The following is a 20,260-nucleotide window of genomic DNA, read 5'->3' on the forward strand; positions in this document are numbered from 1 at the left end:
CATAAAATGCCTTTACTACTCTTACTGATCTCACAAGCACACTTGCTTATAAAACTTGGCTTCTAACCACAATAAGACAGATATTGTCTATATCTTCGGCATTTGACCTGGCTGTCCGTATGGCCTTTTTTCTAGGGTCAAATCACAGTTACCTGTGTATATGTTTATAAACTTAGACACATCCCTCCTTTTCTTAAGAGGTATTATAAAGAATGTTTATAAAAAGTACAATGTTATAAATAGGTTAATTAGATAGATATTATACATTCTAAATGAAGAGATAAAGAGGTAAGACTACACATGTAAGAAACACCAGTATGAAGATAAGTCAGAACTTTCTTATACATAGGTTGATTTCATAAGAAAATTTGAGAAACTATTTCAGCTAAGGTATAATAGACAGGTAAGAAAGTTGGGATGATATGGAACTGAAAGCATTACGGATATCAGATAAAAAAATTGAAATTTTAAATAATATGAATATCTTTCAGGCAGAGGATTTATTGACATATTATCCTTTTCGTTATGAGGTAAGCGAATTTATACCACGAAAAGATTGGCAGAAGGATATGAAAATCAGCATGGAGGCAATGATCATAACACATGCGAAAGTTATTCGCTTTCGTGGAAAACAAAGTATTACACGATTTAAAGTAGTATTTGAAGAAGAAGAGTTTGACGTGTCAATATTTAATCGGCCATGGGTATCAGCTTTTGAAGTTGGAAAAACAATCAGTATCTTTGGAAAATATGAAGGTGGCAGCCGTATTACAGCCATGACTTATAATTTTAAACCATTAAAGGAACAACTGGGTATTTTTCCAGTCTATAATATAAGAGAGGGGATTACCCAAAAAGATATTATTAAGTATATTGAAAAGGCATGGAATGTACTTCAAGATCAGGTAGAAGATTTCTTGCCAAAGGATATCCTAGAAAAATATCGATTGATTCCTAAAAAACAAGCTCTATACTTTATCCATCATCCAGGTAAAAGTGAAGCATTGCGACAAAGTCTGCGCCATTTAAAATATGAAGAATTCTTCAAGTTTCAATTAGCCATGCAGGCAATTAAATCGCAGGAAAAAGAGGTCGTCAAGGGATGTGAAAAACACTTTGATGTAGAAGATGTCATGGAATTAAAAAACTCATTAACGTTCTCTTTAACAGATGATCAGGAGAAAGTTATTGAGGAGATATTAGAAGATTTAGCAAGTGAAAAAGTGATGTATCGTATGGTGCAGGGAGATGTTGGATGTGGAAAGACACTGGTTGCGGCATTTGGGCTTTATGCATGTGTTTTATCGCATAAACAGGCAGCATTTCTAGCACCTACGGAAATCTTAGCAAAACAACATTATAAGAATCTGTTAGAAACATTTAAAGATGTGGATGTACAGATAGATGTATTATATTCTTCCTTAAAACCAGCGGATAAAAAAGCTGTTTTACAACGATTAAAAAATAATGAAACTGATATCCTTGTAGGAACCCACGCATTATTTCAGGATGATGTGGATTTTCATGATTTAGGTATGGTGGTTGCGGATGAGCAGCATCGTTTTGGGGTATCACAACGAAGAAAGATGTTAGAAAAAGGTGATAAGGTAGACTTTTTGTTTATGAGCGCCACACCGATTCCCAGAACTTTAGCGATAAGTTTATATGGAGATATGGATGTTTCCACGATTCAACATCTGCCAAAGGGAAGAATGCCAATTACCACAAAACTTGTGAAAAGCAGATCTATGGGTCCCATACTTGAAGAAGTGCTGGAAAAAATAGATGAAGGAAACCAGTGCTATGTTGTATGTCCTGCCATAGAAAAAAATGAAGATTATGATATCAAAAATGTGAATGATATCTATGATGGCATGAAAAAAACAATAGGCAGAATGTATTCCATTGGTTTACTACATGGCAAGATGAATACACAGGAAAAAGATGCTGTGATGCAGGATTTTGTGGATGGCAAGATTCAGATTCTGATTTCTACTACTGTAATAGAAGTAGGTGTCGATGTAAAGAATGCCAATATTATGGTGATTTACGATGCCAATCGTTTTGGCTTAAGTCAGATTCATCAGCTAAGAGGTCGGGTTGGACGTGGACAAAAACCTGGATATTGTTACCTGTTGAGTAATACAAGTGATCCTGATACGATGAAACGATTAAAAATCTGTGAAAAAACAAGTGATGGTTTTGAAATCGCCAGAGAAGATTTAAAGCTGAGAGGTCCTGGAGATATATTAGGAACTAGACAAAGTGGGGTGCCTGGATTTATCTTGGGAGATGTGATTCAGGATGCCAATATTTTAGAAGTCGCAAGAGATGATGCTGCCTATGTGTTAAAACATATGGAGGAAGATAGATATACATCACTCAAAAGTTATATAAATGATACATTATCCAGTGGAACTTATCTGGATTAGTGGTATAATAGAAACATTAAGGAGAAAATGATATATGGATACTATTTTTGATTGGTTAGATCGTATGCATATCGCATATCACGACAAAACGTTGATTGAAACTGCACTGGTTCATTCTTCCTATGTGAATGAGCATAAAAGCTATCCACATGATAATGAACGATTGGAGTTTATGGGTGATGCGGTATTACAGTTATGGTCCACAAACAAATTATTTCGTCTGAACCCTCCATTAAGTGAAGGTCAGATGACAACCCTTCGTGCACAGCTTGTCTGTGAGGAGGCTTTGGCACAATATAATCGTAAGCTTGGCTTAGGTAAATATTTAAAGCTTGGTGTTGGCGAGGAAAAAACAGGTGGCAGAGAACGTGATTCAATTTTAGCGGATATGTTTGAAGCACTACTTGGCGCAGTCTTTTTAGATCAGGGAATGCACGCTGTAGATATTATATTGGATCAGGTGTTAACACCAGCCATTACCCAGCCAAAGAGTGAAAAGGTAATTGATTATAAGACAAAGCTTCAGGAATACATACAAAGTGATTCTCGAAAGACAGTTCATTATCAGACCGTGAATGTCAGTGGTCCAAGTAATAAACCTGAGTTTGAGGTCGTTGTGTTATTAGATGAAATCGTGCTTGGTAAAGGCAAAGGTTATTCTAAAAAACGTGCGGAACAGATGGCCGCAAAAGATGCATTTGAAAAGATGGTGAAGTAAGCTGGTATGTCCAGCTTATTTTTATGGACATATGGAAAGTGTCAGAAACAGAAAGTAACGAAATAACACATGGGATGGAATGTAAAAACTCCATCCCTTTTTTGTCACACGAAAATGTAACCGTTTTTTGAAACCCTTAACATTATGGTTGCTTTTTCAAAAAGAAGCCGGTATAATGAATGTGTATGGTGGTATATACCACGGGAGGAACAACATGAAAAAAAGTGTAAAAATCGTGACAATTGGTGGAGGTTCATCTTATACTCCTGAACTTGTAGAAGGGTTTATCAAACGTTATGAGGAATTGCCAGTTTCTGAATTATGGTTAGTTGATATTGAAGCAGGTAGAGAAAAATTAGAAATTGTTGGTGCATTGGCGCAACGAATGGTAAAAAAAGCAGGATTACCAATGAAGGTGATTTTGTCATATGATAGAAGAGAAGCTTTGAAAGATGCAGATTTTGTCACTACACAGATGCGTATTGGTCGTTTGCCAGCTCGTGTATTGGATGAAAGAATTCCTTTATCACATGGAATGATTGGACAGGAAACAAATGGTGCAGGTGGCATGTTTAAAGCATTTCGTACCATTCCAGTAATTTTAGATATCGTAAAAGATATGCAGGAATTATGCCCTGATGCATGGATGATCAACTTTACAAATCCAGCAGGTATGGTAACAGAAGCAGTACTTCGTTATACAGATTTCAAGAAAGTCATTGGTTTATGCAATGTTCCTGTGAATATGGTCGCAGGTATCGCAAAAATCATGGGTGTAGAAGAAGAACGTGTTACAATGGAATTGCAGGGTGTTAACCACCACATCTTTGCGACAGATGCATTTGTGGACGGTGTGAGTGTGATTGATGAAGTTGTGGAACGTTATGCGAATATTGACGCAGAAGATACGATCGCAATGAAAAACTTTGTATCATTGCCTTATTCTCCAAGCTTTATTCGTGGGCTACATGCGATTCCTTGTCCTTATCATAACTATTACTTCTTTACAAAAGAACAGCTTGAAGAAGAACTGGAACAGTTTAAGACAGGTACCGTTCGTGGAGAAGTTGTCAGTAAAGTGGAAGAAGAATTATTTGAATTATATAAGAATGAAGAACTTGCGGAAAAGCCAAAACAATTGGAACAGCGTGGAGGCGCAAAATACAGCGATGCTGCTTGTAATCTGATTGCGTCTATCTATGCTAATAAAGGTGATATTCAGTATGTAGATGTTAGAAACAATGGTACAATTACCAATCTGCCAGAAGACAGTGCTGTTGAAGTAGCTTGTTACATAACTGCAGATGGCCCTAAACCAATCGCAACTGGGGAATTAAAACCACAGATCAATGGTACCATTCAGACAATTAAAACATTTGAACGTCTGGTATGTGAAGCAGCTGTGACAGGAAATCGTGATTTGGCAGTTACTGCATTGAATATGAATCCATTATGCCCAAGTGATACACTTGCCAATGTTGTAGTGGATGAATTATTAGAAGCACACAAAGAATATTTACCACAGTTCTTTAAATAACAAATAAAATCCCAGGGAACACAAGCTGTCCTCTGGGATTTTTTTCTTATTTTTTACAATATTTTTCCACAAAAGCATCGACGGGAATAGGCTTTTCAAAGAAATAGCCTTGAGCATAATCACAATGGACCTCTTTCAATAATTGCACATGTTCAGGGGTTTCTACACCTTCACAAACAACTTTTAAATTCATGATATGGGATAATTCCACAACACATAAAATAATATTGCGTATCTGATCTAGCTTTTTGTCGGTATTCAAGAAATCCCTGTCAATTTTTATTACATCTAATGGTAAAGAACTTAAATGATTTAAACTGGAATAGCCGGAGCCAAAATCATCCATGGTGATTTTAAAGCCTTCTTTTCGTAATGTTTGAAGCATGACAGTGACACGTTCACTTATCTCATTGAAGGCACTTTCTATAACTTCTATTTCGATATATTGATAAGGAATCTGATAATTGTCTACGATATGATGAAATGCATCATAGAAGTGTTCATTATTCATGGTCACTCTGGAGAAATTTACTGCGATTGGAAAAGCCTGATCATCTTTTAATAAATCTTTTAATAACATACAGACATGTTTCAGCATATAAAAATCCAAATGTAAAATACGTCCGTTTTTCTCAAAGAATGGAATAAAGCAGTCTGGTGGCATAAAACCTAAAGATTTTGATTGCCAGCGAACAAGTGCTTCAGCACCCATCAAGGTCGTATCATGAATATAAAACTTTGGCTGAAGATAAACCTTAAATTCTTCGTTTTTTATCGCATCATCCATTTCTTTTTGCATCTGATTTTCTCTATCCAGTTTTGCGACTAAGTCATGATCATAGTAGGCTGTGGCAGATTTTCCAATATCACGGCATTGTTTATGAGCAATATTGGCTTTATCAATGATGCTGTTGATTTGTAAAGTAGTACTTGGATTTGTCACATAGATACCAACGGAATAGGTTAAATAATCAGCGATTGCTTTTCCAAGCTGATTTTCAATACTCTTATGCAGGGTTGCCCTTAATTGATCAACCTGATCTCCTGGCTCACATGCAAGAATGAAGTTATCGGCATTCACATGGGCAGCAAGTGAATAATTCTGTTCTAGTGTCTGTGCAATGATTTGCAGCACTTCATCACCAAATTGATAACCATATGTATCATTAATATATTTCAGATTATCAATATCAAAATAAATGATGGCATAAGAATGTAGTTCCCGGGTCAGTAAAACAATCAGCTTTTCTTTAAAAGCCACAAGATTGTAGATGCCGGTTAAAGTGTCAATATAATACAGGTTTTTATATGTTTCCTGTCGCTTTTTACTGAAATAAATGATCAGTGTGGTGGAAATAATCAGATATGCCACAAGAATGAACACCGACAACAAAAGCTTTTGAGAAGATAAGCGCTCAGCCAAATCAACTGTTTCATTTGCATAGTTAAAAAAATCCTCACTTAATGCATACAAATCATTATTTTTTCCTTCCCGTACTTCATAAATGTTTTCTACAATTTCATCCCATTGTTTACGCATCTTTTCCAGATGCTCTTGAAAATAAGGATCAGTATTTTTCTTTAAATTATCGGGTCCTTTTCCTGTTTCTAATTCGTAAAGAACGATATCCATGCGATTCAGTAATTCATCATCTGGATGGCCTTCTAATTCTTTTTTTATTAAACGCTGTGTACCTCCACGAACAAAACCAGTATAGTTTATTGTTCTTGCATCACCCTGTAGCTGGAACAGCGAAAAGATTAAAATCAAAATGGCTACCAGCCAAGTCAGCACAGGGACAATGATATTATATTTTTTCATAGATGCCTCCCTGATTGATATTCAATCGTACGTAATGAAACCCTTATCACAATTATATCACAAAGGTTTTTAAAAAAGTTTTCTTTTAATGGTTTATCTGTCTTTTTTATAAGTTTTATTGTCATTTTCCTTTCATATGTATTATAATAACTAAGCTGAGTAGGAGGGTGTTGTATGAAATATCATTTTGATGAATTGATTAATCGAAAAAATACAGGATGTGTGAAATGGGATAAGGCATTTCCTGCATGCGATAAGGATATTCTGCCTCTTTGGGTAGCGGATATGGATTTTCCATGTGCAGAAGCAATACAGCAGGCACTAAAGGAAAAAGTTGACGAGCAGATTTATGGCTACAACACAGGATTTACACCAGCATATCGTCAGGCGGTATGTGGATGGTTTTCAAAACGATTTGATTGGGAAATAGATCCTGATACAATTTTTTATGCAGGCGGCGTTGTGCCAGCAATTGCCTATCTTTTGGAAATCATGAGTGAAGAAGGGGATGGTGTTATCATCTCTACACCAGTGTATTATCCATTCCGTAAAAAGATTGAGGCGACAAAACGTGTGGTTGTGGAGAATCCATTAATCAACGAACATGGCATGTATCGTATTGATTTTGATGATTTAGAGGCAAAAATGGCACGAAATGATGTGAAAGGAATGATCTTGTGTTCCCCACATAATCCAGTAGGACGTATCTGGACAAAGGAAGAACTGTTAAAAATTGTAACACTTGCGAAAAAATATGATAAATGGATCATCAGCGATGAAATTCATTGTGATCTTGTACAAAAAGATTATGAACATCAGCCATTATTGAAGCTTGCCCCAGAAGCAAAGGATCGTATTGTGGTTTGTACAGCACCATCAAAAAGCTTTAATTTAGCTGGTCTGCAAAACAGCAATATTATCATCTGTAATGAAAAATGGCAGAAAAAATGGACATCTTATGTAATGGAGCGCTTATCATTAAACGGTCCTAACAGCTTTGCGATTGCGGCTACCATTGCAGCGTATACCAAAGAAGATAGTGAACAGTGGTTAGCGGATGTCAATGCTTATGTAGATGAAAACGATGCATTTGCAAGAGCATGTATCCAACAATATTTACCAGAAGCAATTATATCCCCAAGACAGGGAACCTATTTGTTATGGGTAGATGTGCGTGCTTATTGTGAAGATGAAAAACAACTGGAAGAAACCATGTTGAAAGAAGGTTTGATTCTGGATGAAGGGTATCTGTTTGGTGAAGCAGGAAAAGGCTTTGAAAGAATTAACTTAGCCTGTCCAAGAAGTATCGTAGAAACATGTGTAAAACGCTTGTGCGATGCATTACATAAATAAGAAAGGATTAGAAAAATGATTTATTTTGAATATTTAATTTTAGCTGTATTGGTTGTTTATTTGTCGGTACGTTTATCGTACTATGTAGATTGTCTTGATAAAAAGACAAATTTATCAGGAGCATTTATTGGTGGCGTCATGCTGGCAGCTGTGACTTCATTGCCAGAATTATTTACTTCCTTAACTGCTGTTTTGGCATTAGATCAGCCTGACTTAGTTCAAGGAAATGTTCTTGGCAGCAATATTTTCAATTTGTGTGTTATCGGTGGATTGGTGTTATTTACAGCCAAACGTTATAAAGACGCAAGTATTGCCAACTCACATAAAAACACATTGATTTTTGGTATCGTGATGTATTTACTGGTTTTGTTTGCGATTTTAAAACCAATAGAAATCGGTGCTGGCTTCTTTAAGGTGAATCTGATGTCAATTGCGATTTTACTAGTTTATATCTTTAATGTGAAAACCATGGGGGAAGATACTTCAGGCGCACAAGAAGATGATGAAGTGTACATTGCCCTTACTGTGAAACAGATTATGATTCGTTTTCTACTGTTCAGTGTTGGACTTGTAATCGTAAGTATCCTGTTAACCCAGGTAACAGATAAAATTGCGACTGAATTAAATTTAGGTGCAACCGTAGCCGGTGCTATTTTCTTAGGTGTAGCAACAAGTCTTCCAGAATTGAGTGCTTCCGTGAATTTAGTACGTATCGGAAACTTTAACGCATCTTTTGGAAATATTGTTGGTAGTAATCTATTTAACTTCATCATTCTATGCTTTGCGGATGTATTGTATGTCAAAGGCGGCATCTATGTGAATGAATCACAGGTTATGAATTTGTTATGTTTTGGCATCTTCTCTATGGTTTGTACATTAGGATTGATCTATTTCAAAAAGAAACCAGCCATTACAAGAGTTTGCGGTATATTGATTCTGGTATCTTATGTTACCAGTATTGCTTTGAGTATGTAATTATTTATAATCGAAAATCAGGATATCAAAATCCTGTTTTTTTTTAATTTTAAAAAATTTGATTGTAAAGTTATTGTTAACGATTTAGAAAGGTTATTGTGATTGCCAGCAACTTCCTGTATAATGCAGACATCTTTTTCATAAAGTAGAAGTGGAGTGATGATATGAAAGATCGTTTCATGATAGGGATCAAAGGTTTGTTTGTAGGAAGCACCATGCTGGTGCCAGGTGTCAGTGGTGGAAGTATGGCGATGATTTTAGGCGTATATGATCGTTTGATTCATGCAGTAAGCAGTTTTCGTAAACAGAAAAAAGCCAGCTTATTATTTTTGCTTATCTTTTCCATAGGCGCAATCATTGGTATGGTAGCATTCGCAAGACCGATTCTTGCCGCAATCAATCGCTGGGAAAAACCTATGCTGTATTTCTTTATTGGTATTGTCGCAGGTGGGATTCCCTTAATGGTGAAAAAAGCCCAGCTGAAAACATTCCAGTTTACTTATATTATATATTTTATCATTGGCATTGTTGTCGTCGTGTTATTAGGAATGCTGCCGGGGATGGATGTTACATCTTCACAAAATGATATTCTGCATATATGTTTGCTGCTTGTGGCAGGTTTTATCAGTGCAATAGCACTTGTATTACCAGGTATCAGTGTTTCTTATATGTTATTGCTGCTTGGGATGTATGATACCACCATGCAGGCGATATCTAGGTTATATCTTCCATATCTGATTCCTTTAGGGATTGGTGTGATCTTGGGAATTATATCCACAACGAAGCTGTTGGAAACTTTGATGAATCGTTATACACAAAGTACGTATCTGGTGATTTTAGGATTTGTGGCAGGCTCTGTATTTGAGATACTTCCAGGCTTTCCATCCATACAAGAACTTTGGATTTGTGCATTTGCGTTATTGGCAGGCTTTTGTATCATCATGATGATTTTAAAATTCGATAAGGAGGAATGTTAAGCGTTCCTTCTTTTTTTCACCACTGTGTAATTAATTTCCTGCATGTATAAATGATGAGAGAAGGATATGAAAAAACTTAGTTTTATCCTTTTTTTTATCCTTGAAAAATGGTATCATATTGTGAGTGGAAATGAGGAATCTTATGGAACTAAAACTTGTGGATTTAGTAAGAAAAATGGAACAGGACAATCCTGATTTACAATATTTTGAAAAAGGTTCTTTTGTGATGAAACCGGTGTATTATAAACAAACACATCGTATTCATATGGAACTTTCTTTGCCTTCTGTACTGCCGTTTGATGTATGGAATGTTTTTTGTATGCGTCTTGCCAAAATAACAAGATGTCAGGTAGAAGTAATGATCAGTGCAGAAGATAAAACCAGTGACTTAGTAAATATTGCGGATTATATCCGTAATTATGTAGAACGCCATCCAGGCCTTCGTATTTTTTCAGATAGTCTGCCATCTCTTGAAAAAACATATTTGATTTATCATATCGCTGATGAAGCGCAACGTGATATCGCAATTCAAAATAAACATCTGGTTCAGGAGTTTTTGGAAAGTGTTGGTCTACAATTAGAGATACATGTAGAAGAAATGGTTTTGAATCAAAGCATTCCTACCATCAAGGTAAAAGATGATCATCCAAAACCGGTACAAACATTTGAAGAAAAGAAAAATTATAACTTTAAACCAAAAGGCAAAAAAGGATTAGACAGTTATGTGCCTTTTGCGATTCATGATATCAATGAAGAATGCCATGGTGTAAAAATCAGAGGAAAGATCTTTGAAACAGAAACACGAACGCTTCGTAATGGAAAAGACATACAGACGCTTTGGATTGCGGATGATGACGATGCAATTATTATGAAACGTTTTGAGCGTGGGGCAGTTACCAAAGAAGTATTAGGAGAAATCAAAGTAGGAGATTGCGTCATTGCATATGGTAATGTAGAATACGATACATATTCTCGTGAACTTGTTTTTATGCCACATGTGATTGATAAAATCGCTGAAGTAAAACGCTGTGATGAGGAAGAAGAAAAACGTGTAGAGTTACACGTGCATACCAAACTATCCGAAATGGATGGGGTATGTGATATTACAGAATATATCAAAACTGCAGATGAATGGGGAATGGATGCCATAGCTTTGACTGATCATCGTGTAGTACAGGCATTTCCTACCGCACAAACGTGTGTGGATGGCATCAATAAAAAACGAGATCCAGAACATCCAATGAAGATTTTATATGGTGTAGAAATGAATATGGTCGATCCAATTCTGCGAATCGTTCGTAATGCAGATGATACCAAACTAGAGGAAGGAGAATATTGTGTATTCGACTTGGAAACCACAGGGTTATCACCTAGATTTGATCATATCATAGAATTTGGTGGACAGATTGTAAAGAACCGTGAATGTATCAAGTCTTTACAGCTGTTTATCAAACCACCTGTACAGTTAAGTGCATTTACAACAGAACTAACCAGTATCACAGAAGATAATGTACGAAATGCCAAACCATTTGAAGAGTGTGTAGATGAGATTTTAGATTTTATCGGCGATCGTATCTTGGTTGCACATAATGCGACATTCGACTATGGCTTCTTGAATGAATCATTAAAACGAATTGGACGCAAGCCGCTTATGAATCCGGTTGTGGATACGCTGGATTTGGCACGTAGTATGTTAGATCGTAAAGCATATCGATTGGGTAATTTAGCCCGACAGTATGGTATTCCATATGAAGAAGGCGGTGGAGCGCACCGCGCAGATTATGATGCCAATGTTCTAGCACAGGTTTTCATGCATATGATGAATGAATTAAAACACATCGCTACCTTAAAAGATTTACAGGATATGCAGGATGAACAGTGCTTTAATAAAGTAAGAGATAAACATGTGACGATATTGGTTAAAAATATGGCAGGGTTAAAAGAGCTGTTTGAGTTGATTACCTTATCCCATACAGAATATTTAAGCTATAACCATAAAAGTACGGCGAATGTTGTCGCAGAGCCTAGAATCATACGTAAGGAAATTGAAAAACGCAGAGTGAATGGTAACTTGTTGATTGGTTCTAGTTGTGTCAATGGTGAAGTGTTTGATATGGCGAGAACCGGTAGTGAAGATGATTTAGAGCGTGTGATGCAGTTCTATGATTATATCGAATTACAGCCACTTGCTAACTATCGCTTCCTAATTGATCAAAACTCTATTGAGAGTGAAGAACGATTAAAGGAAGTCGTACAGGCAATCGTGGATATGGCAGATAAACTAGGAAAACCAATCGTCGCAACCAGTGATGCCCACTATGTAGATCCTCAGGAAAAGATGACACGGGATATCTATATCAATTCACAGGCGATTGGTGGTGGACGTCATCCATTGTATCTATATGATCAGGAAAAACGCCGTCGTTTTAAAAGCCCGGATCAGCATCTTCGTACCACAAAAGAAATGCTGGATGAATTTGAATGGCTGGGAAGACAGCGCGCTTATGAATTCGTGGTAAAAAATACGCGTGCAATTGCGGATCAGATTGCGATTATACGCCCAGTTAAAGATGCTTTGTATCCACCGGATATCGAAGGCTCTGATCAAAAACTAAGAGAAATCTGTTTTGAAAATGCACATAAAAAATATGGTCCGGTATTACCAGAAATCGTTGAAAAACGACTAGTAAGAGAATTAGACAGTATCATTGGCGCAGGATATTACGTAGTCTACTATATCTCCCATCTGCTAGTAAAAAAATCATTAAATGATGGATATCTGGTAGGAAGTCGAGGCTCCGTTGGTTCCAGTTTTGTTGCGACCATGTCGGAAATCACAGAGGTTAATCCATTATCTCCTCACTATGTATGTCCAAAATGTCATTATGTAAATTTCTTTACAGATGGCAGTGTATTAAATGGATATGACTTACCAGATATTGAATGTCCAAATTGTGGAGAAATCATCCGTGGGGATGGTCATGATATCCCATTTGAAACCTTCCTTGGATTCGAGGGAGATAAAGTTCCCGATATCGACTTGAACTTCTCCGGTGATTATCAGCCTAACGCTCACGCCTATACCAAAGAAGTTTTCGGTGAAAGCCATGTATATCGTGCAGGAACCATTGGTACTGTTGCGACACAGACAGCCTTTGGTTATGTCAAAGGTTATGAAGAAGAAATGGGTATTGAAGGCAGCATGCGAAATGCCCAGGTCTTACGTTTAGCAAAAGGCTGTGAAGGGGTCAAACGTACAACCGGACAGCATCCTGGCGGTATTGTCGTGGTACCACTAGATATGGATGTACATGATTTTACGCCGGTACAATTTCCTGCCAACAACCCTTATGCAGAATGGAAAACCACCCACTTCGATTTCCATCAGATTCATGATAATATCCTGAAATTTGATATTTTAGGACATGTTGATCCTACAGCAATGAAAATGCTAGAGCGAATGAGTGGCATCGATGTTCGTACAATTCCAATGAATGATCCAGCAACCATGAGTTTATTCTCCAGTGTGGATGCCTTGCATATTGATACATCCCGTTATGATGAAGTGACAGGTGCTGCTGGTCTGCCAGAGTTTGGTACACCATTTGTACGTGGCATACTAGAACTAACTAGACCAACGACCTTTGATGAATTATTAAAGATTTCTGGATTGAGTCATGGTACAGATGTATGGTTAGGAAATGCCAAGGACCTGATTGATGAAGGCATTTGTACTTTAAAAAGTGTTATCGGATGTCGTGACGACATCATGGTATATCTGCTTCATAAAGGCCTTCGTCCAAAACTTGCCTTTACCATCATGGAATCTGTACGTAAAGGAAAAGGCTTAAAGGATGAATGGATACCAGAGATGAAAGCCAATGGGGTAGAAGACTGGTATATCGAATCTTGTAAGAAGATCAAATATATGTTCCCAAAAGCCCATGCCGTTGCCTATGTTATGATGGCGATTCGTATTGCGTGGTTTAAGGTACATCAGCCTCTATACTACTATTGCATGTTCTTTTCCATTCGTTGTGATGCTTATGATATTGAAACGATGATCAAAGGGGAAAATGCTATTCGCCAGCGTATGTCACAGATCAATGAAATGATGAAAAACAACGATTACAAAAATCAGGTCACAAAGAAAGATAAAGATACCTACAATACCTTAGAACTAGCCTTGGAAATGGTATTACGTGGTTATTATTTTGAAAATATCAACCTGATGAAATCATCATCAAAAGAATTTATTGTGGATCCTGATGAACCAAACCGCATTATTCCACCATTTACCAGTATTGATGGTCTTGGAGAAAGTGTTGCGGATACCGTAATAGAAGCTAGAAAAAGTGGACCTTTCTTATCCAAAGAGGATTTACAACGTCGTACATCTTTAAGTGGAACGCTAATTAAAAAGCTGGAAGCCATGGGTGTATTAGATGGCCTGCAGGATGAAAACCAAATGTCTTTATTCTAAGCAAACATACCATTTTCTGAATAAATCAGAGAATGGTATTTTTTTGAAGATTTGAGATTATGTATAGCTGTGCTATAATTTTACTGCAAATGAAAGAGGGATATTATGAAAGCAAAAAAAGGTTCAACGATTCATGTGATTGATTCCGCCAGTAATTTTAAATATATGTTGATACTGGAGGGATTAGCGACAGGTCTTGTTGCTGGGGTCATTGCGGTAATTTATCGTATCATATTGGGTTATGCAGAAGAATTTGTCAGTTTTGTATCAAATACACTGCAACAGCATGCGATTTATATCTTAGGCTGGTTTGTGGTATTGATTATAATAGGTGTAATCGTATCCAGACTATTAAAATACGAACCACTCATCAGTGGCAGTGGAATTCCACAGGTGGAAGGAGAAATGATGTCTTTCATCGATCAAAAGTGGTATAAAGTATTATTGGCAAAAATCACAGGTGGTGTTTTATGTGCATTTGGTGGTCTTTCTTTAGGCCGAGAAGGTCCAAGTATTCAATTAGGTGCCATGGCAGGAAAGGGTATATCTAAAATATTTCATAAAGTGAAAATGGAAGAACGCCTGCTTTTAACATGTGGGGCGGCAGCCGGCTTATCTGCGGCATTCAATGCACCACTTGCGGGAGTTATGTTTGCTTTAGAAGAAATTCATAAAAACTTTAATGTATCCGTTTTGATTTCTGTGATGTGTGCATCCGTTACAGGGGATTTTATTTCGCGTAATGTATTTGGTTTATCTCCAGCTTTCCATTTCGTGGTAGAAGAAACCCTGCCACTTCAATATTATGGAATGATCTTATTACTAGGCATCTTATGTGGAATTGGTGGTGTGCTTTATAATAAATCAACCATGAAGGTGCAGCAGTTATTTTCAAACAGTCGTTTTTCAGCTTATGGTGTCATTGTGCCATTACTTGTCGCAGGGGTACTGGCACTTGTTTTACCAGATGTATTAGGCAGTGGACATCGCATGATCGAAATGCTAAGCAATAATCATACTTTTGTAATTCAGACATTGCTGATGCTGCTGGTATGTAAATTTGCATTTTCATTAATCAGCTTTGGTTCTGGAGCACCTGGTGGTATTTTCTTCCCATTACTGGTTCTTGGAAGCTTTGTCGGCGCAATTTTTGGCAGTATCGCGATTCAGATGTTTGATTTTCCAGATATGTATTTATCCAATTTTATTATTATGGCAATGGCAGGCACCTTTGCGGCGATTGTTCGTGCACCGATTACAGGTATCATACTGATTGCGGAAATGTCAGGAACATTAACACATTTATTACCATTGGCCCTAGTTTCTTTGGTGGCTTATCTGTGTGCTTCTTTATTAAATTGTGAACCGATTTATGAAAGTTTACTGCATAATCTGCTTGTGAAAAACGGTGTGGATCTTTCTGCATTTGGTGGGGAAAAACATATTGTACAGGCAGTTGTGGAGCTTGGCTCTCCTGTATGTGATCAAGCAATCAAGGATATCAAATGGCCAAGCAAGTGTTTGATTATCAGCATTGATCGTCAAGGAAAAGAAATCATACCGCGAGGTAATACGATTTTGCATACTGGTGATACATTAATTGCGTTATTAAATGATGAAGATGCACCATATATCCAACATGAATTAGAAAAATGCTGTACCCATAATTGGGATTAAAACGAAGATGTAAAATGTCTTCGTTTTTTTATATAGGGAAAAACTGGAAAATAAGATGATATCATAAAATAAAAAGGCGAAGAATGTGGAATCTTCGCTTTTTTAGGGCGAAAACAGATTAATGTAGGGTATTTTGATGAAATATGTGAAATCAAAAATTTCACTTTTTCCATGTACAAAGATAGGTAAAAGAGGTATAATAGTGGCAGTTAGTAGCGGAAAGTGGTAGAAAGTGGGGCGATTAACATGTTCATTGGTGAGTACGCACATAATATTGATAAAAAAGGGCGTATCATCATTCCTGCAAAATTTCGGGAAGAACTTGGAGAACATGTCATCGTAACACGCGGCTTAGATGGATGCCTTGCACTTTATACAACCAAGCAATGGGAAATTATCTATGAACAGCTGATGAAACTGCCATCTACTAAGAAGGATGCTCGTGTATTTGTACGTATGATGACGAGCAAGGCCGCTGAATGTGATATTGACAATCAGGGCAGAATACTATTACCGGCCTCATTAATCAAAATTGCCTCTATACAAAAAGAATGCTGCATCATTGGTGCTGCAAATCATGTAGAAATATGGGCAAAAGAATCATGGGAGCCTATGGAAGAAGAAGGAAGCGAATCCTTTGAAGAAATCGCAGAAAATTTAACGGAGTTCTTGATGTGATATGAAACACTATAGCGTATTATTAATGGAAAGCATTGAAGGTTTAAAAATCAGAGAAGATGGTATTTATGTCGATGGTACGCTTGGTAGAGGCGGTCATAGTTCAGAAATACTAAAACGGATTCCAAAAGGACATTTGTATGCGTTTGACCGTGATGCAAGTGCAATTGAAGAATCCAGGACAAGATTATCTGAAATATCAGATAACTTCACATTAATACATAATCGTTTTTCCCAGATGAAAAACGAACTGGCACAGTATGATATAACGGCTATTTCGGGTATGGTACTTGATTTAGGCGTTTCCAGTCCACAGTTTGATGAAGCGAAGCGAGGATTCTCTTATCGATTTGATGCGCCACTCGACATGCGTATGGACCAGACACAGGCGCTGGATGCATGGACGATCGTCAATACATGGGATTATCATGAATTGGTCAGAATCTTCTATCAATATGGTGAGGATTCTTTTTCTAAACAAATTGCAAGAAAAATTGAACAAACAAGAGAACAAAAGCCAATTGATACAACATTTGAACTGGTTGACATCATCAAGTCAGCATTACCGGCAAAGGTTTTAAATAAAAAAGGACATCCTGCGAAAAAAATATTTCAGGCTATCCGTATTGCGGTAAATGATGAATTAAGGGAACTACAGATTGTATTGGATGATGCACTTGATATGTTGGAAGTTGGTGGAAGACTTGCAGTCATCAGTTTTCAATCATTAGAGGATCGTATTGTAAAAGATACCTTTGCTTCAAGAAGCAAAGGACCAAAAATTGATAAACGAATTCCTTTACTGCCAAATGAAATTGAAGAGGCACCATATCGTTTGGTAAATCGCAAGCCAATTCTGGCAAGTGAAGAGGAACTGGAAGAAAATAATCGCAGTCATAGTGCAAAACTTAGAATTATAGAAAGGGTCAGATAGGGTGATGAGAAAATGGCGAAGGCAAAACTTGTAAAAAGAAAAAAAAGATTACGTATTGATCGTTTGGCATCCATGATGATGGTGCTAGCAATCTGTTTGTTTTTAGGCGCAAAATATGGTTTACAAAGTTATAACTATTCTCTGTCTTTGAAAAAAACGCAGATTGAAGCGAAAAACAAAGAACTATCTCAGGCTGTCGCAGATTTGCAATCTGAAGTAACCAACTTACAAAGCCGTGAACATGTTTTAAGTGTAGCGGAAAAAGATAATATCAAAACAAATCAAAAAAACGTTACATTGATTGGGGATTCTAAAGAGTAATACAGAGGGCAAAATAGATCATGAGGGACTTGTTGCGGTAGATATCGTGACCAATGTCCTTTTTACTATGTTTGGGATATAATGAAACATATATGTTCTTACAGTGCATAAACAAATTTTACGAAGATCAGTAAAGGTGGGATGATACATGAATACAAGAAGAAGTAATCGTACGTTAACGATCATTGCGATGATTATGGGGGTTGTGGCAACAATCATTATCATGAATGTGTTCTATACAATGATCACCCACAACCATTTTAGAAGTGGTCAAGATATTCTGGCATATAAAGGCGATGATGGCACAAAGGAAACAACGGTAAAGGCAAGTAGAGGAACCATTTATGATCGTAATGGAGAAGTGATTGCCACAGATGAAAATACTTATTCTATCATCGTATATCTGAATGAAGATCGTAAAGGATTAAATGAAACACCAGCTTATGTCAGTGATTTTGATAAAACATCAAAATTATTAAGTGAAAAGCTGGGAATGAAAGCTGAAGATATCAAGACAATCTTAGAAAATGCCAAGGCGAAAGGTGCCTATCAAACAGAACTTGGCACCAAAGGAAAAAATTTAAGTGCCAGTGTCAAAGAAAGTATTGAAGCGCTACAGCTGCCAGGTATTGAATTTACACAAACGGTAGAACGAAAATATCCAAACAGTTATTTTGCTAGTACACTCATTGGATATGCACAATATGATGAGGAACAAAAAGCGATTACCGGTCGCATGGGATTAGAAGAAACATTAAATAAATATCTAACTGGCAAGGATGGGAAAACCACGAGTCAAAAAGATAAAAATGGAAACACGTTGCCAGGTACCACATTTGTGGAAGCCTATAAAGAGGATGGTAATGATGTATATCTGACCATTGATCAAAATGTACAGCTGGCATTAGAGAGTCTGATGAAAAAGACAATGAAATTCTCTGGTAAAGTAAATAAAGCGTGGGTACTAGCAGTGGAGGTAGAAACCGGTAAGATTTTAGGATGGTCAAGTTATCCTTCCTTTGATTTAAATACGCGTAATGATTTAAAACAATATATAGACAATAACAGTACATTCATTTATGAACCAGGTTCCGTAATGAAGGGTGTCACCTATTCCTCTGTTTTGGATGTAGGAAAATATCCATATAATCAGAAATATACAGCCAATGTATTCTATTTTTCAACGACACAGGATGGAAAAATTGTGCGTGTAAATTCAGCCGAAAATGCGTTGGGGACAATATGGGATGCTGAACATCATTCAATGGGTACGCTTACTTTTGATAAAGGATTCGCAAGATCTAGTAATATCGCAATCTGTGAGCTGTTAACCAATCATATTACACCAGAAATCTATCGTGAATACATTGATAAATTCGGATTTTTAAAACCTGTGGATACCCCATTTGTAAAAAATGAAGCGGGAAATATCAATTTTAATTATCCGATTGAAAAATTATCAACCGGTTTTGGTCAAAGTATCAACGTAACGGCTTTACAAATGGTTCAGGCGTATACTGCCATATTTAATGATGGAAAAATGATGCGGCCATATGTAGTGGATCGTATTGAAGATGGAAATTCTCATAAAGTCATTGAACAATATGAGCCACAAAGTGTAGGTACGCCAATCAAAAAAGAAACCAGCGATTATGTAAAGAAATTGATGGGTTTGGTTGTCAATGATCCTGATGGAACAGGTCAGGTATTTAAGATGGATGATGTGGATGTCATCGCCAAAACAGGTACAGGACAAATCTCAACTTCCACAGGATATATGGATGGAAGATGGATAATGTCTGTAATGGCGGCAGCACCTGCAGATGATCCAAAAATCATGATGTATTATGCATTTGAAGGTGGGGATTACACTAACTTTAGTCGTGAATATTTTAAAGATGCTATGCGTGAAGCATTGATTGCACAGGGTATTACTGGTAGTTCTAATGATGCCAATAGCACGAAGAAAACAAATAATTACGCAGAATATACGATGCCTTCTTTGGTAAATCATAGTTTGGATTATGCGAAGAATAAATTATCAGGTATGAAGGTAGAAAAGGTAATTATTGGCAATGGCGACAATATTATTTCACAATATCCAGATGGTGGGGAATCAATCATCAGTAATCAAAATATCTTTTTGATGAGTGATGGCACTAAAATTACCATGCCGGATATGAGTGGTTGGACTATGAAGGATATCACCGCATTCTGGAAATTAACAGGTATTGAAATCCAGATGGAGGGTAGTGGCAGTGTATATAAACAAAGTGTGAAAAAAGGTCAGGCAATCAATGCCGATAGTGAAATCAAAGTACAATTGAAATAGAGGTCATCTTATTGTGGATGA

Annotated in this window: 13 protein-coding genes; 12 read left to right on the top strand and 1 reads right to left on the bottom strand. The window is 36.9% G+C overall.

Annotated features, from left to right (window positions below; genetic code table 11):
• The first annotated feature begins 422 nt into the window (after window positions 1-422).
• The 3 genes from recG to DW761_RS13085 all read left to right on the top strand — a co-directional run bounded on the left by recG (window position 423) and on the right by DW761_RS13085 (window position 4,687).
• Window positions 423-2,432: an ATP-dependent DNA helicase RecG gene (recG, locus tag DW761_RS13075; RefSeq protein ID WP_117452722.1), complete on the top strand. Its 2,010-nt coding sequence runs from the start codon at window positions 423-425 to the stop codon at window positions 2,430-2,432.
• A 34-nt stretch (window positions 2,433-2,466) separates the two neighbouring features.
• Window positions 2,467-3,150, top strand: a complete 684-nt coding sequence (rnc, locus tag DW761_RS13080) for a ribonuclease III (protein ID WP_117452721.1) — start codon at window positions 2,467-2,469, stop codon at window positions 3,148-3,150.
• A gap of 214 nt (window positions 3,151-3,364) precedes the next feature.
• Entirely contained in the window at window positions 3,365-4,687 is a 1,323-nt protein-coding gene (locus DW761_RS13085; RefSeq protein WP_117452720.1) for a 6-phospho-beta-glucosidase, read from the top strand.
• A 46-nt stretch (window positions 4,688-4,733) separates the two neighbouring features.
• Here DW761_RS13085 and DW761_RS13090 read toward each other — a convergent pair whose 3' ends face one another.
• Entirely contained in the window at window positions 4,734-6,509 is a 1,776-nt protein-coding gene (locus DW761_RS13090) for an EAL domain-containing protein (RefSeq protein ID WP_117518420.1), read from the bottom strand.
• A gap of 174 nt (window positions 6,510-6,683) precedes the next feature.
• On the opposite strand from DW761_RS13090, the gene DW761_RS13095 reads away from it, so the two are divergent.
• From DW761_RS13095 to DW761_RS13135, 9 genes are all read left to right on the top strand, one after another.
• A complete protein-coding gene (locus tag DW761_RS13095) occupies window positions 6,684-7,862 on the top strand; it encodes a MalY/PatB family protein (protein WP_117452718.1) in 1,179 nt (392 codons plus the stop codon).
• Window positions 7,863-7,877: 15 nt separating this feature from the next.
• On the top strand, window positions 7,878-8,837 hold the full coding sequence (locus DW761_RS13100; RefSeq protein ID WP_117452717.1) for a sodium:calcium antiporter: 960 nt from the start codon (window positions 7,878-7,880) through the stop codon (window positions 8,835-8,837).
• Between the two features lie 164 nt (window positions 8,838-9,001).
• Window positions 9,002-9,814: a DUF368 domain-containing protein gene (locus tag DW761_RS13105; RefSeq protein WP_117452716.1), complete on the top strand. Its 813-nt coding sequence runs from the start codon at window positions 9,002-9,004 to the stop codon at window positions 9,812-9,814.
• A gap of 142 nt (window positions 9,815-9,956) precedes the next feature.
• A complete protein-coding gene (locus DW761_RS13110) occupies window positions 9,957-14,297 on the top strand; it encodes a PolC-type DNA polymerase III (protein WP_117518421.1) in 4,341 nt (1,446 codons plus the stop codon).
• A 105-nt stretch (window positions 14,298-14,402) separates the two neighbouring features.
• Window positions 14,403-15,974: a ClC family H(+)/Cl(-) exchange transporter gene (locus tag DW761_RS13115; protein WP_117518422.1), complete on the top strand. Its 1,572-nt coding sequence runs from the start codon at window positions 14,403-14,405 to the stop codon at window positions 15,972-15,974.
• A gap of 246 nt (window positions 15,975-16,220) precedes the next feature.
• Complete coding sequence (gene mraZ, locus DW761_RS13120; RefSeq protein WP_117452713.1) at window positions 16,221-16,652, top strand: division/cell wall cluster transcriptional repressor MraZ; 432 nt, start codon at window positions 16,221-16,223, stop codon at window positions 16,650-16,652.
• Between the two features lies 1 nt (window position 16,653).
• Window positions 16,654-17,586, top strand: coding sequence for a 16S rRNA (cytosine(1402)-N(4))-methyltransferase RsmH (gene rsmH, locus DW761_RS13125; protein WP_117518423.1), 933 nt, complete (start codon window positions 16,654-16,656; stop codon window positions 17,584-17,586).
• Between the two features lie 12 nt (window positions 17,587-17,598).
• A complete protein-coding gene (locus DW761_RS13130) occupies window positions 17,599-17,907 on the top strand; it encodes a cell division protein FtsL (protein WP_117452711.1) in 309 nt (102 codons plus the stop codon).
• 148 nt (window positions 17,908-18,055) lie between these two features.
• The gene (locus DW761_RS13135) at window positions 18,056-20,239 is read left to right on the top strand and encodes a penicillin-binding protein (protein WP_117452710.1); all 2,184 of its coding nucleotides are present in this window, start codon (window positions 18,056-18,058) and stop codon (window positions 20,237-20,239) included.
• The last annotated feature ends 21 nt before the right edge of the window (window positions 20,240-20,260 follow it).

Origin of the sequence: Absiella sp. AM29-15, from assembly GCF_003434225.1 — a bacterium.
In the GTDB taxonomy this organism is placed as follows: Bacteria; Bacillota_I; Bacilli_A; order Erysipelotrichales; family Erysipelotrichaceae; genus Hoskinsella; species Hoskinsella hominis.

What these genes read in the sequence shown, in the direction of transcription:
- DW761_RS13090 (WP_117518420.1), bottom strand. Translation starts at nt 6,509, where the DNA reads ATGAAAAAATATAATATCATTGTCCCTGTGCTGACTTGGCTGGTAGCC.
- DW761_RS13110 (WP_117518421.1), top strand. Translation starts at nt 9,957, where the DNA reads ATGGAACTAAAACTTGTGGATTTAGTAAGAAAAATGGAACAGGACAAT.
- DW761_RS13115 (WP_117518422.1), top strand. Translation starts at nt 14,403, where the DNA reads ATGAAAGCAAAAAAAGGTTCAACGATTCATGTGATTGATTCCGCCAGT.
- DW761_RS13100 (WP_117452717.1), top strand. Translation starts at nt 7,878, where the DNA reads ATGATTTATTTTGAATATTTAATTTTAGCTGTATTGGTTGTTTATTTG.
- rsmH (WP_117518423.1), top strand. Translation starts at nt 16,654, where the DNA reads ATGAAACACTATAGCGTATTATTAATGGAAAGCATTGAAGGTTTAAAA.
- DW761_RS13105 (WP_117452716.1), top strand. Translation starts at nt 9,002, where the DNA reads ATGAAAGATCGTTTCATGATAGGGATCAAAGGTTTGTTTGTAGGAAGC.
- DW761_RS13085 (WP_117452720.1), top strand. Translation starts at nt 3,365, where the DNA reads ATGAAAAAAAGTGTAAAAATCGTGACAATTGGTGGAGGTTCATCTTAT.
- DW761_RS13095 (WP_117452718.1), top strand. Translation starts at nt 6,684, where the DNA reads ATGAAATATCATTTTGATGAATTGATTAATCGAAAAAATACAGGATGT.
- DW761_RS13130 (WP_117452711.1), top strand. Translation starts at nt 17,599, where the DNA reads ATGGCGAAGGCAAAACTTGTAAAAAGAAAAAAAAGATTACGTATTGAT.
- mraZ (WP_117452713.1), top strand. Translation starts at nt 16,221, where the DNA reads ATGTTCATTGGTGAGTACGCACATAATATTGATAAAAAAGGGCGTATC.
- recG (WP_117452722.1), top strand. Translation starts at nt 423, where the DNA reads ATGGAACTGAAAGCATTACGGATATCAGATAAAAAAATTGAAATTTTA.
- DW761_RS13135 (WP_117452710.1), top strand. Translation starts at nt 18,056, where the DNA reads ATGAATACAAGAAGAAGTAATCGTACGTTAACGATCATTGCGATGATT.
- rnc (WP_117452721.1), top strand. Translation starts at nt 2,467, where the DNA reads ATGGATACTATTTTTGATTGGTTAGATCGTATGCATATCGCATATCAC.